The 12,836-nt window shown below is 63.2% G+C and carries 15 protein-coding genes; 4 read left to right on the top strand and 11 right to left on the bottom strand.

Features of this window, described 5'->3' with window-relative positions; genetic code table 11:
• Nucleotides 1-6: 6 nt before the first annotated feature.
• The 5 genes from XM53_RS02025 to XM53_RS02005 form a co-directional block, all read right to left on the bottom strand.
• Nucleotides 7-1,038 (bottom strand): enoyl-CoA hydratase/isomerase family protein, encoded by a 1,032-nt coding sequence (locus XM53_RS02025; protein WP_057789745.1) that lies wholly within the window; start codon nt 1,036-1,038, stop codon nt 7-9.
• On the bottom strand, nt 1,035-1,415 hold the full coding sequence (locus XM53_RS02020; RefSeq protein WP_057789742.1) for a hypothetical protein: 381 nt from the start codon (nt 1,413-1,415) through the stop codon (nt 1,035-1,037). Before XM53_RS02020 ends, XM53_RS02025 begins: the two co-directional genes overlap by 4 nt.
• 15 nt (nt 1,416-1,430) lie before the next feature.
• Nucleotides 1,431-2,573, bottom strand: coding sequence for an acyl-CoA dehydrogenase family protein (locus XM53_RS02015; RefSeq protein WP_057789740.1), 1,143 nt, complete (start codon nt 2,571-2,573; stop codon nt 1,431-1,433).
• 207 nt (nt 2,574-2,780) lie between these two features.
• The gene (locus XM53_RS02010) at nt 2,781-3,350 is read right to left on the bottom strand and encodes a L,D-transpeptidase (RefSeq protein WP_057789738.1); all 570 of its coding nucleotides are present in this window, start codon (nt 3,348-3,350) and stop codon (nt 2,781-2,783) included.
• 141 nt (nt 3,351-3,491) lie between these two features.
• Nucleotides 3,492-4,625 (bottom strand): carboxylate-amine ligase, encoded by a 1,134-nt coding sequence (locus XM53_RS02005; protein ID WP_057789735.1) that lies wholly within the window; start codon nt 4,623-4,625, stop codon nt 3,492-3,494.
• A 429-nt stretch (nt 4,626-5,054) separates the two neighbouring features.
• Between XM53_RS02005 and XM53_RS02000 the strand changes: the two genes are divergently transcribed.
• Complete coding sequence (locus XM53_RS02000; RefSeq protein WP_057789733.1) at nt 5,055-6,089, top strand: Hint domain-containing protein; 1,035 nt, start codon at nt 5,055-5,057, stop codon at nt 6,087-6,089.
• 188 nt (nt 6,090-6,277) lie between these two features.
• Here the strand turns inward: XM53_RS02000 and XM53_RS01995 are convergent, their stop codons facing one another.
• Nucleotides 6,278-7,327, bottom strand: a complete 1,050-nt coding sequence (locus tag XM53_RS01995; protein ID WP_057789731.1) for an NAD(P)H-dependent flavin oxidoreductase — start codon at nt 7,325-7,327, stop codon at nt 6,278-6,280.
• 81 nt (nt 7,328-7,408) lie between these two features.
• Complete coding sequence (locus tag XM53_RS01990) at nt 7,409-8,908, bottom strand: CoA-acylating methylmalonate-semialdehyde dehydrogenase (protein WP_057789726.1); 1,500 nt, start codon at nt 8,906-8,908, stop codon at nt 7,409-7,411.
• 119 nt (nt 8,909-9,027) lie between these two features.
• Between XM53_RS01990 and XM53_RS01985 the strand changes: the two genes are divergently transcribed.
• The 3 genes from XM53_RS01985 (at nt 9,028) to coaD (ending at nt 11,072) form a co-directional block, all read left to right on the top strand.
• A complete protein-coding gene (locus tag XM53_RS01985; protein WP_057789724.1) occupies nt 9,028-9,924 on the top strand; it encodes a LysR family transcriptional regulator in 897 nt (298 codons plus the stop codon).
• 60 nt (nt 9,925-9,984) lie between these two features.
• Nucleotides 9,985-10,422 (top strand): CBS domain-containing protein, encoded by a 438-nt coding sequence (locus XM53_RS01980; protein ID WP_057789722.1) that lies wholly within the window; start codon nt 9,985-9,987, stop codon nt 10,420-10,422.
• Between the two features lie 155 nt (nt 10,423-10,577).
• The gene (gene coaD, locus XM53_RS01975; protein WP_057789721.1) at nt 10,578-11,072 is read left to right on the top strand and encodes a pantetheine-phosphate adenylyltransferase; all 495 of its coding nucleotides are present in this window, start codon (nt 10,578-10,580) and stop codon (nt 11,070-11,072) included.
• A gap of 9 nt (nt 11,073-11,081) precedes the next feature.
• On the opposite strand, the gene XM53_RS23520 is transcribed toward coaD, so the two are convergent.
• The 4 genes from XM53_RS23520 to XM53_RS01955 form a co-directional block, all read right to left on the bottom strand.
• On the bottom strand, nt 11,082-11,225 hold the full coding sequence (locus XM53_RS23520; RefSeq protein WP_057789719.1) for a hypothetical protein: 144 nt from the start codon (nt 11,223-11,225) through the stop codon (nt 11,082-11,084).
• Nucleotides 11,226-11,292: 67 nt separating this feature from the next.
• The gene (locus XM53_RS01965) at nt 11,293-11,817 is read right to left on the bottom strand and encodes a helix-turn-helix transcriptional regulator (RefSeq protein WP_057789717.1); all 525 of its coding nucleotides are present in this window, start codon (nt 11,815-11,817) and stop codon (nt 11,293-11,295) included.
• The gene (locus XM53_RS01960) at nt 11,814-12,353 is read right to left on the bottom strand and encodes a cytochrome b/b6 domain-containing protein (RefSeq protein WP_057789715.1); all 540 of its coding nucleotides are present in this window, start codon (nt 12,351-12,353) and stop codon (nt 11,814-11,816) included. The genes XM53_RS01965 and XM53_RS01960 overlap by 4 nt, the downstream gene beginning before the upstream one ends.
• Nucleotides 12,354-12,407: 54 nt before the next feature.
• Nucleotides 12,408-12,659 carry a PepSY domain-containing protein gene (locus tag XM53_RS01955; protein WP_057789714.1) on the bottom strand — a complete coding sequence of 84 codons (252 nt, stop codon included), beginning with the start codon at nt 12,657-12,659 and terminating at the stop codon, nt 12,408-12,410.
• Nucleotides 12,660-12,836 lie beyond the last annotated feature (177 nt).

Raw genomic sequence — 12,836 nt, 5'->3', positions numbered from 1 at the left:
CCTCCCTCAGGTCTTGAATGTCATTGCGTCCGGCCCCAGCGGCAAAAGCATCTGTTCGGCGGCCGCGGTGGGCGGCGTGGCGAGGTCGTGCTGCCAGTTCGGGCTGCGGTCCTTGTCGATCACGGCGGCGCGGATGCCTTCGAGGAAATCGCCATGCTCCATCGCGCGGAAGGTGAAGCGGTATTCCAGTTCCAGCGCGTGGCGGATATCGCCCCCCGCGCCGCGCAGGCGGTGCAGGATTTCCACCGTCGAGGCCATCGACAGGGGCGAGTTGCGGCGCATGGATTTCAGCGCGGAGGCGGCGAGGTCGCTATCGGACGCCTCCAACGCAGTCATGAACGCGCCAAGGTCGGCACCGTCGAAGAGCGCGTCGATCTCGGGCTGCTGGTCGCTCAGAGTCCCTTGCGGGGGCGTCTCGCCTTTGATGTGGCTCACATCGCCGGTCTCTTCGAGTTTCGCGATGAGATCGGTCCAGTGGTCCTGCGGGATGTAGCTGTCGGCAAAACCGGCATAGATCGCGTCGGCCGGGCCCATGCGGGAGGTGGTCAGGCCCAGGTATTCGCCCAGCCGGCCCGGCGCGTTGGCGAGGATCAGCGAACCGCCCACGTCGGGCACCAGCCCGATGCCGCATTCGGGCATGGCGATCTGGCTGCTGTCGCAGACGATCCGGTGCGACCCGTGGCAGGAAATGCCCACGCCGCCGCCCATGGTGAAGCCCTGCATGAAGGCGATGTAGGGTTTGGGGTACTCGGCGATCTTGGCGTTCAGGCGGTATTCGTCGCGCCAGAACGTCTGGCCATAGGCGAAGTCGCCTGCGCGGCCGGTGTCGTAAAGCTGCTGGATGTCGCCGCCCGCACAGAACGCCTTGTCGCCCTCGGCGTCGATGATGACCAGCGCGACGTCGTCGTCGGTGGCCCAATCGTCCAACGCTTTTTCGATGGCAAGGCACATGTCGTAGGACACGGCGTTGAGCGCCTTGGGGCGGGTGAGGGTGATGCGGCCCGCGCGACCGGTTTTGCGGATCGAGATGTCGGTCATGCAGTCTCCAACTTTTGCAGAACCTTAGTGCGCTTCGCTGCGTAAGCTTGCTCTAGCCTAGCCGGAGCATCCCGCCTTCCAAAAACAACATTGAGGAATGAAAGCATTAGAAACAGGCCTGTTTCGAAAGCTTTCCAAGCAAGCAATGCGAATACACACAAAAGCAGTATCGATAGCAGAATGCCAAAGGCGTGTGGCATGTGTCCCGGATCGAGTTGCGGAACAGCCGTGACCAGCAATCCTAGCGTTCCACCCAACAAACACGCGCTCACTGCGGAGAGTATCAAGAACAGGACAGGGCCGAGAAGCGGCACCTTTCCGGTTATCCTGAACAGCATCATCTGCACGGAAAGGACGGCGTATTGGATATGGAGCAAGCGACTCACTCCTTGTCACCCTTCCGCCAGCATATGCCGCGCCACGATCAGGCGCATGATTTCGTTGGTGCCTTCGAGGATCTCGTGCACGCGCAGGTCGCGGACCAGCTTTTCGATACCATAGTCCGCGAGGTAGCCGTAGCCACCATGCAGTTGCAGGCACTGGTTGACGATCCGGCTGCCTGCCTCGGTGACGAATTTCTTGGCCATGGCGCAGTATTTCGTGGCATCCGGCGCCTTGGTGTCCAGCTTCCACGCGGCCTGGCGCAGAAAGACGCGGGCGGCCTGCAGCTCGATCTCGAGGTCCGCCAGGCGGAATTGCAGGGCCTGGAACTGGTCGATGCTTTGCCCGAAGGCCTTGCGCTCGCGCATATAGGCCTTGGTCATGTCGAGCGCCTGTTGCGCAGCCCCCAGCGAGCAGGCGGAGATGTTGAGGCGCCCGCCATCCAGCCCGGCCATGGCATAGCTGAACCCTTTGCCTTCTTCGCCCACGAGGTTCTCGGCGGGAATGGCGCAATCGTCGAACTGCACTTGCGCCGTGGGTTGGCTGCGCCATCCCATCTTGTCTTCCAGCCCGCCGAAGCTGAGCCCGGGCGTGCCGTCCTCGACATAGACGGTCGAGATGCCCTTGGGGCCGTCCTCGCCGGTGCGGACCATGCAGACATAGGCGTCCGAATAGCCGCCGCCCGAGATGAACGCCTTGGTGCCGTTGAGCGTATAGCCGTCGTTGGTGCGCGCGGCGCGGGTTTTGAGAGCTGCGGCGTCGGAGCCGGACCCCGGTTCGGTCAGGCAGTAGGACAGCACCGTCTTCATCGGGATCACGTCGGGCAGGACGCGGGCCTTGAAGTCGTCGCTGGCGAAATTGTCGATCATCCGGGCGCACATATTGTGGATCGAGAGAAACGCCGCGACCGAGGGGCAGGCCATGGAGAGCGCCTCGAACACCAGCGTTGCGTCAAGCCGGGAAAGGCCCGCGCCGCCGGACTCTTCGCTGACGTAAAGACCGCCGAAGCCCAATTCGCCGACCTGTGGCCACAGCTCTTTGGGGATGGTGCCCTGCGCTTCCCAGGCGCGGGCGTGGGGCGCGATGGCGTCCTGGCCGAAGGCATGTGCCATGTCGAAAATGGCGGTCTGTTCCTCGCTGAGCGCGAAATCCATCGCTTGGTCCTCCTCGTCTTACCCGGATGAGTAATTGAACGTGTGTTTAATTAACCTGTTCGCAGCGGCGTCGCAAGCTGTGATCAGAGGGTCGCGCAGAACCTTGCGAGGAATCAAGGGCTGTCGGACTTATGCCCGCGTCAATGAAAACGGGCGCCGCACCGTACGTGCCGCGCCCGTTTCCCAATGTCCGATTGTGCCGTAAGGTCAGAGCACCAGCACCTTGGTGCCGACCTCGGTCTTTGCGAACAGCTCTGCGATATGCTCGTTATAAAGGCCGATGCAGCCCGAGGACGACCGCCGCCCGATCTTGCGCGTGTCGTGGGTGCCGTGGATCAGGTAGGCGGGCCAGCTGAGATACATCGCGTGGGTGCCCAAGGGGTTGCCGGGACCGGCATCCATGAAATCGGGCAGGCTGGGGTCGCGTTGTTTCATCGACTCGGTCGGGGTCCAGGTCGGGCCGACCTTCTTGCGCACGATCTCGGTATAGCCGCGGCGGGTCAATTCATCGGTCATCGGCACGGACGAGGGGTAGAGCGAATAGACCCCGCTTGAATTCCAGTGATGCACCGCGCGGCTGTTGATGTCGCAGACGATGCGGCCGGAGCCCAGGCTGTCGAAATAGTCGTTCCAGTCGCGCGTGGTGAATGAGGACGCATTTCGCTTGACCGACGAAGACAGTGGCGAATTGTCCTGTGCCAGCAACAGGGACGGGGTGGCCAGCGTGGCGGCGGCGCCCAGAAGCGTGGCGCGGCGCGTGAAGCGGGTCTTGGACATGGGGATGCTCCGTTTGCGTGTATTTTTGCTCTACTTAACCGGATCGATAGAAAGGTTAAGGGGAAAACCCGCGCGATTTTGCCGCCTCACGCAGGTTTGAAGGCCAGCAGCGGCGATATGACGCCGATCCTTGCATCCGGGTCACAGGTCGGCGTGAAACTCTTCGACCAGATGGCTGACCACGGCGCGCAGGGCGGCGTCTTGTCCGGCGCCGTCGTCCTTTGCCGCGTCGAACGCCCGGCGCTGTCGGGTCGATGACGTGCCGGTGCGCATCACCTCTCGCACGATCTCGACCTCGGAGATGCAGGCGAAATAACGGGCGTCTTCCTCGATCAGCTCCAGCAGTTCCTCGGCCAATTCCGCCATGGGCACGATCGCGCCACGGCCAAAGTCGATCAGGCCCTCGCGGGTGCCGTAGCGTTGCGCGCGCCAGCGGTTCTCGTCCACCAGGAAGCGGTCGTAGATGCGCCAGCGCTGGTTCTTCGTCGCCAGCCGCCACAGCATCCGGGTGATGCACTGTGTTAGCGCCGCCAGCATCAGCGTGTGTTCCATACGGGGCTGCACGTCGCAGATCCGCGACTCGATGGTGGGAAACTTCGAGGACGGGCGCAGATCCCACCAGATCTTGCTGGCGTCCTCGATCACGCCCAGGTCGGTGAGCGATCCCACCGAGCGTTCGAACTCCGCAAAGCTTTCCATGCGCGGGGGCAGGCCGGTGCGGGGCAGGTTGTCGAACACGGTCAGGCGGTAACTGTCCAGCCCCGTGTCGTGCCCTTGCCAGAAGGGAGAGGAGGTGCTGAGCGCCAGCAGATGCGGCAGGAAGTAGCTCAGCTGGTTCATCAGGTCGACGCGGCGGTCCGGATCCTCGATTCCCACATGGACATGCATCCCGCAGATCAGCATTCGTTGCACCACGCCTGCGAGGTCATCGCTCAGCGTATTGTAGCGGTCCTTGTCGGTGTGCGGCTGGTCGCGCCAGTCGGAAAACGGGTGGCAGGACGCGGCGATTGGCACAAGGTTATGGGCGGCAGCGTGTTTGGAAACGCAGGCACGCAGGCGCTTGAGGTCCTCGCGCGCCTCGGAGACGTCCTTGCAGACCTTGGTTCCGATCTCGATCTGGCATTTCAGGAATTCGGGCGCCACCTGATCCTGCAACTCCTCGGCGCAGGCCTCCATCAGTTCGGACGGCGCCTCGGCCAAGTCAAGGCTGTCGCGGTCCACCAACAGGTATTCTTCCTCGATACCGATGGTGAAATCGGGGCCGTCTGCTGTCATGGCTGCCTCCCTTTGGTTTGATACCAGCAACAAAGCATGACGTTTGGCAAGAGGCGTATGAGCGACGGGCAGCAACCTTGGGACAGGCCCGGTCGCGGTGCTGACAACGAGACAAACTTCCAAGAGCCATCATCCGAAATGGGGCGGAAACATGTCGCGGAAGAGGCGGAAGCTTCGATACACCCTACTTCGATTCGGAGAATTTATTCCTACAATTAAAATTTAATTAACATAGGTTAATAAACACACCTTAAACGTGCGCTTGAAACAATCTGTTTCCACTCTGTGAACTGCACGTAACGTATTTTTTTCATTGAAAATAAAAGCGCTTCCGGCCTTCCCAACGGTAAGGAAAATACCGTTTAAGTTGTAAATGTGTCCTGATTTGGCAGCCTGAGAGGGTGGGTGTTTAACGCAGGAGGCATTTTTATGGCCACTTCAGACATCGAAGTCACTCCTTATTCGGGGTCTCTGCTCGCCGCAGACTTGCTTGCGGGATCGACGACACTTCTGCTCAGCAACTTCGGAGGCGCGCAGACCGGGACGCTTGAAGACAATGACGGGCTGTTGGAGGATGCGGACGATGGCGTCTCAACCTTCAACGGCGCGCCGATCAATTATATCGGCAGCGGCAGCGCTACGGGTGGGGCCGAAGTCCTCGGGATATTCGTCGGCGTCGGCCCGACTGTCGACGTGGTCGTGTTCGAGGCCGGTGGCCAGATCTATTTTCACTATCCGAACGGAGAACCGGCCCTTGGGCAGCTGCTTCTGAACGTCGACATCACGGCAGACCCATATCAGGTGTTCACCCCGGTCTGCTTTGCCGCCGACACGCTGATCCTGACCCCGTGGGGCGAACGCACCATTCAGGAGCTGGACGTGGGCGACGAGGTGGTCGATTACTATGGCAAACGGCATGAGATCATCTGGACCGGGTCGCGCAAGCTGTCGCTGCCCCGTGCGTCGGCCTTTCACAAGTGGCGTCCCGTGGATATCGAGCGCGACGCGTTCGGCGAAGGCCGGCCCTACAGGATCACGCGCGTCTCACAGCAGCACAGGATCGTATTGGATGACTGGCGCGCGCGGCTGTATTCTGGCGCGGACGCCGTCTTTGCGCCGGCCGTGCATCTGGTGAACGGCGAGGACATCCGTTTGAATACCGCATTGGATGAGGTGGAATACTGCCACGTCATGTGCGCCGAGCACGTGGTTCTGGTGGCCAACGGGATGCCGGCGGAAAGCCTGTTTCCCGGCTCTGTCGCGCTGGAGGGGCTGGAGCGCTCGGCCCGGTCGGAAATGCTGGAGATCTTCCCGGAACTTGCCGCGGGGGTGACACCCGCCGGATATCAGTTGGCACATCCCGCGCTCAAGCGGAAAGAGGCGCAGATGCTGGCGAGGCAGTCCAGCCTGGCGCGACACCGGTCCGCCCTTAGCGAAACCGCGTCTGCGCAGCCGCCGGGCTGACCGTGTACCGATAAGGCCACAGGATTTCGGTGCGAAGTGACGGTTGGGCGTTTCGCGTGCCGGTGAGGACGTGACGAAAGCGTTTCGCGATAAACTTGAGTCACAGCTTTTCGCGAAACGCGGTACACCAGCCAATCGTTGCACGCGTTTCCCGTTCCGCTGATCGGTCAGGCAAAAGGCGAAACGCTTTAACCGTTGAACGCCGCCTTGGCCTTGGCGATCAGGCTTTCCAGCCGGGCCGCGGCCGAGCCGCCGGGGGCCAGCGCCGCGCTTTGGCCGTAAAGCGAGAACTGGTGTGCGGGGCCATCGGCCTCGAGCAGGGGGCGGCTGTAGTGGTACATCAGCGGGAAGGGGGCCGCGTCCACCTCGGCCATCGCGTCGATCCACGGGGTGCGGTGCGCCCGCGCGGGGCGGCCCGAGCCGGCACGGGTCACCCGGGTGCTTTCGTCGGTGCCGGCCTCGACCGCCTCGGGATGATAGGGTTTGCGGGTGGTCTCCTCCGCGGTGATGAAGGCGGTGCCGATCTGCACGCCCGCCGCGCCAAGTGCGAAGGCGGCAGCGATGCCGCGCCCGTCGGCGATGCCGCCCGCGGCGACCACCGGCACATCGACCGCGTCCACCACCTGTGGCAGGAGCGAGAAAAGGCCCACCTGCGCGTCGTTTTCCAGCTCCAGGAACAGCCCCCGGTGCCCGCCGGATTCCCAGCCTTGGGCGATCACCGCATCCACGCCCCGCGCCACCAGCCAACGGGCCTCGGCCACGGTGGTGGCGGAACACAGGATCTTGCAGCCTTTGTCCTTGAGCGCCGCGATGGCGGCGTCCTCGGGCAGGCCGAAGTGAAAGCTGACAACCGCCGGGGGCCGTTCCAGAAGGCAATCCAGCTGCGCCGCGCCGAAGGGCAGGAAAGTGGGGGTCGGCATCCCTTCGGGCAGGGTCGCGCCCGCCGCGTCGTAATGCGGGCGCATCGCGTCGAGCAGTGCGGCGTGATGATCTTCGGAGATGTCCTGCGGCGCGTGGCAGAAGAAATTCAGGTTCACGGACCGGTTCGTGGCCCCCGCCAGCGCCTCGATATCCTCGGCCAGCTTATCCGGCGACAGCGTGGCACAGCCATGCGAGCCCAGCCCGCCCGCGTTCGACACCGCCGCCACCATCGCCGGGGTCGTGGTGCCCGCCATAGGCGCCTGGATGATGGGATGCTCGATCCCCAGAAGCTCGCAAAGCCGTGTGTCGGGCCACATGTCCTGATCCTCCTTCCAAAACGAAACCGGGCCGCGGCGGTTTTCCCGCGCGGCCCGGTCATTATCCTTATGACACGGCGTTCAATCCATCGCCTTGAAGTTGAACTCGCCGCCTTCCTTGATGCCGCTGGGCCAGCGGGCCGTGACGGTCTTGGTGCGGGTATAGAACTTGAAGGCGTCGGGGCCGTGCTGGTTCAGGTCGCCAAAGGCCGATTTCTTCCAGCCGCCAAAGGTGTGATAGGCGAGCGGCACCGGGATCGGGACGTTCACACCCACCATGCCGATGTTGATCCGGTTGGCGAAGTCGCGCGCGGCATCCCCGTCACGGGTGAAGATCGCCGTGCCGTTGCCCATCTCGTGGTCCATGGCAAGGCCAAGCGCCTCTTCATAGGATTTCGCGCGCACGGTCGACAGGACCGGGCCGAAGATTTCCTGGCGGTAGATGTCCATGTCGGGCGTCACCTTGTCGAACAGGTGCGGGCCGACAAAGAAGCCGTCTTCGTAGCCTTGCAGCTTGAAGTCACGGCCATCGACGACCAGTTCCGCGCCTTGCTCCACGCCGGATTCGATCAGGCCCAGGATCTTTTCCTTGGCGGCTGCGGTGACGACGGGGCCGTAATCCACGTCGTCGCCGGCGGTGTAGGGGCCGACCTTCAGTTTCTCGATGCGCGGCACCAGCTTTTCGATCAGCTTGTCCGCTGTCTCATCACCCACCGGTACGGCCACGGAAATCGCCATGCAGCGTTCGCCGGCCGCACCGTAGCCCGCGCCGATCAGCGCGTCGGCGGCCTGGTCCATGTCTGCGTCGGGCATGACGATCATGTGGTTCTTGGCCCCGCCGAAGCACTGCACGCGCTTGCCGTTGCTGCAGCCCCGGCCATAGATGTATTCGGCGATCGGGGTCGAGCCGACGAAACCGATGGATTGCACGGTGTCGTTGTCGATCATCGCGTCCACGGCTTCCTTGTCGCCGTTGACCACTTGCAAAAGGCCCTTGGGAAGGCCGGCCTCTTCCAGGAGTTCGGCCAGCATGATCGGCACGGACGGGTCGCGCTCGGACGGTTTCAGGATAAAGGCGTTGCCGCAGGCCAGTGCGGGCGCGAACATCCACATCGGGATCATGGCGGGGAAGTTGAACGGCGTGATGCCACCCGTGACGCCCAGCGGCTGGCGCATCGAATACATGTCGATGCCGGGACCGGCGCTGTCGGTGAATTCGCCCTTCAGAAGCTGCGGCGCGCCGATGCAGTATTCCACCACTTCGAGGCCCCGCTGCACGTCGCCCTTGGCGTCGGGGAAGGTCTTGCCGTGCTCCGAGGACAGCGTCTCGGCCAGCTTGTCCATGTCGCGGTTCAAAAGGCGCACGAACTCCATCATCACCCGCGCGCGTTTTTGCGGGTTTGTGGCGCACCAAGCGGGCTGCGCCTTGGCGGCGATCTGGACCGCGTCGTCGAATTCTTCCTTGCTGGCCAGCGGGCAGCGCGCTTGCACTTCGCCGGTCGCCGGGTTGTAGACGTCGGAAAAACGGCCCGACTGGCCGGGCACGCGCGCGCCGTCGATATAATGCGTCAGGTCTTTCATAACGGTCCTCCTTGGGTTTGCGCGCAGGTTAGCGTTGCGTTTTTGGTGGGAAAAGAGGCAATGTTCCAAAAAGGCTTTGCAGGAATGCAAAGCCAAGCAGAGGATCAAAGGGCAGGGGCATGGTATCGAACTGGGACGATTTGCGGGTGTTTCTGGCGGTGGCGCGTACCGAAAGCCTGTCGGCGGCGGGCCGGGCGCTAAAGCTGGACCCAGCCACCGTGGGCCGCCGTATCGCGCGGCTGGAGGCCGATACCGGCGCGCCGCTTTTCGCCAAGTCGCCCACCGGCTATGCGCTGACCGATGCGGGCCAGCGGCTGATGGGGCACGTGGGCCGCGCCGAGACGGCGATGCGCGATGCCGACGAGGAAATGGCGGGGCAGGCGGGGGGCCTCTCGGGTCAGATCCGCATCGGCGCGCCGGACGGGTGCGCCAATTTCATCCTGCCGAAGGTCTGCGCGCAGATGGCCAAGGACAACCCCGACCTGGATCTTCAGATCGTGGCGCTGCCGCGGGTCTTCAACCTCAGTCGGCGCGAAGCGGACATGGTCATCGCGGTCAGCCCGCCCTCCGCGGGGCGTCTGAGCGTTCAGAAGATCACCGATTACAAGCTGCATCTCGCGGCCGTTCGCTGGTACCTGCGGCAGGCGCCGCCGATCGAGACGCTGGACGATCTCGCGGCGCATCGCATGGTGGGCTACATCCCCGACATGATCTTCGACAAGGAACTGGATTACCTGGGCGAAACCGGTGCGGACCGGGTGGCGCTTGCGTCGAACTCTGTTTCGGTGCAGGCCCATTGCATCCAGCAGGGGGGCGGTGTGGGCATCATGCACGATTTCGCAATGCCATTCTTCCGGCGGCTGCAAAAGCTGTTGCCGGACACGTTCAGCCTGACCAGGAGTTTCTATCTCGTGCGGCATCAGGACGACCGCAGGCTCGACCGGATGAACCGCTTTGCTGCCGCCCTGTGCGAGGGGATCCGCGCGGAGGTGGCGCGGCTGGAAGCCGAAGCTTGACAGGACTCAGGTTCTGGGGAACGCTGGTCACCTGAAATCATTGAAGAATTGAGGGTCCGGATGATCGTTCAACAGATACTAAAGTCTAAGCAAAGCGACAAGGTGATCACCGTCACGCCCGAGACCGAGGTGTCCGAGGCTGCGCAAATTCTGGCCAAGCACCGGATCGGCGGCCTGGTCGTGTCTGTGGATGGCGCCACCGCAGACGGCATCCTGTCGGAACGCGACATCGTGCGCGGCCTGGCCACGTCGGGCCCGAGCTGCCTCAATGACAAGGTGGCGGACCTGATGACCCCGAAACCTGTCTGCTGCACCCGGCAGGACAGTGCTGACACCGTCCTGGTGCGCATGACCGATGGCCGCTTCCGCCACATGCCCGTGGTCGATGACGAGGGCAAGCTTGTCGGCATGGTTACGATCGGCGACGTGGTGAAGGCCCGGCTGCAGGAGCTGTCGATGGAGAAGGCCGCGCTTGAAAGCATGGTGATGGGACACTGATCCCGACCGGCGCCTACCGGGGGCTTCACACGCTGTGAGTTCAGGGCGGCCGCTCTTGGGGCATGGGTCCAAGAACACTGAAAGTGGCGCTCTTGCTTGCAATTCTCCAACGCTTGTAGTTGCTTGCAGGGCGTCACGACACGAAGGAAAAGCCCATGCGCATCGGTCTCTATCCCGGCACGTTCGATCCGATCACACTGGGCCATACCGACATCATCGCCCGCGCGGCCACGCTGGTGGACCGGCTGGTCATAGGCGTGGCGATCAACCGAGATAAAGGCCCGCTGTTCACGCTCGAGGAGCGCGTGGCCATGGTCGAGGCGGAATGCATCGGCATCAGCGCCGCCACCGGCACCGAGATCGTGGCGCATCCGTTCGAGAACCTGCTGATCGACTGCGCCCGCGACGTGGGTGCCAGCGTGATCATCCGCGGCCTGCGCGCCGTGGCGGATTTCGAGTACGAGTTCCAGATGGTCGGTATGAACCGTGCCATGGACGACCGGATCGAGACGGTCTTTCTTATGGCCGATGCCCGCCGGCAGGCCATCGCCAGCAAACTGGTGAAGGAAATCGCCCGACTGCATGGTGACGTGACCCGCTTCGTCACGCCTGCCGTCAAGGACGCACTGGAAGAGCGATTCAGGGACTGACGCGGCACCCTAGCGCCAGAAGGCCAGCCACTCGATCAGGTCGACCGTCTTGCGCGCAAGGAAGAACGACGCGGCCATGTCGTTGTAATAGTAGTCCCAGCCAAGCCCCGCGATGATCAGCAGGGCCAGAAAAAGCGCGATCTTGTTCGTCATGTGCCCGTCACCGCTCTGCCGTCTGTGGGTTGCGTATGCCGTAACTTCGCTGTGCGGCGCAAGGGCCTCAAGACGCGGCACGCGTCTCGGAAGGCACCAGTGGCATGTCCAGAAGGTCGCCTACCAAGAGACCCAGTAATGCGCCGCGCCCGGGAACATCGGCTTTGCGGTAGACCGCGTTCAACTGTGATTTGACGGTGCCTTCGGCAGAGCCGCGAAACTTGGCGGTTTCCGCCACCGAGAAGCCCTTGATCGCGAACATCGCCACGTCCCGTTCCGCCGGTGTGAGGGCCCATTCGTCGAAATGCGTCTCGATGATTTCCGCCATGGCGCCCGCCGCGATCGAGACTTGGGATTCAAGATGGGCCTTACGCCGCAACAGTCGCATCAGATAGCGTGTCTCGAACACGATGGCCGACACCAGCGCCAGTGCGGCCAGTGCCTCGATCACGATATGCAGGTTGGTCAGCGCGCGCAGGTCCCACGGCGCAAGGTCCATCACCACGTCCCACAGGAAGAACGCGGCGCAGAGGCTCTGCACCGCGATCAGCGCGATGAGCGCGCCGGGTTTGTCCTGTCTGCGCGGTGTCATGGCTCCAGTTTAACGTCATCGGGCACGGTCTTGCACCCGGTTATCATCGCGCGGGGCAGGTTGACGCCGGTGCGCAGGCTTTCCAGAACGACGGCCGCGACATGGGCCAGCACCGAAAGCTCGGCCCAGAGAACGAACGCCTCGTGCGCCTCTTCAACCCATTCGACGCCCCAGAAGGTGTTGGTGGTCATCAGGTAGCCGGTGACGCAGATGGCCAGCATCGACAGCAGCAGGTTGCCGATCATCAACGCACCCAGCGGTGAATGCCCCAAATGGGTGCGGCGGCGGCGCAGGGCCATGTCGGCGACTTGTCGCGTCACTGCGCCGGGATCGGGAATGAAGCTGGAGAACCGGGCATGGCCCGGGCCGACGAGGCCCCACAGAATGCGCAGCCCGACCAGCGCCATGACGCCATAGCCGACCCACTCGTGCAGCTTTGCGTCCTCGTCGATCAGAAAGGCGTTGGCGATGAACGCGGCGGCCAGCGTCCAGTGAAAGATCCGGATGGCCGGATCCCAGACCTTGTATCGTGTCATGCTGTCTCTCCCGTCTGGGATGGGGGCCGGCGCGAGGGCCGGCCCTTTCGCCTGTCAGTCGTCGCGCTTGGACTTGACGATGTTGAGGTCGGAATCGAGGTAGATCTCGTAGCGCTCGCCGTCCTTCATGGCATAGGCCTCGTATAGGCCGTCTTCCATCTCGACCTTGCGAACCTCGTAGCCCTGCGCTGTCAACTGGGTCTTGATCTGTTCGGCCTTGGCCATGTCAAGCTTGCCGTCGTCGTCCGAGGCAGAGGCGATGCCGCCGGCAAAGATGGCGAGGGCGAGTGCGATGATGCGTGTCATGTCTAGAGCTCCTTGTTCGTTGGCTCAGGGCAGGGGCGTAATGCCGCCTGCCGACCATGAGATGCACATCGCGGCGGCCCGGCGCCATCGACCGAAAGGGGCAGTCACGCCGGCCTATAACCAATGTTTACGGCGGAAAGCCGCCATGAAACGCGAAAGCCCCCGCCGCGATCTGCG

The sequence above is a fragment of the Roseovarius atlanticus genome, from assembly GCF_001441615.1.
In the GTDB taxonomy this organism is placed as follows: domain Bacteria; phylum Pseudomonadota; class Alphaproteobacteria; order Rhodobacterales; family Rhodobacteraceae; genus Roseovarius; species Roseovarius atlanticus.
This window is presented reverse-complemented; position numbering and strand designations above follow the sequence as displayed.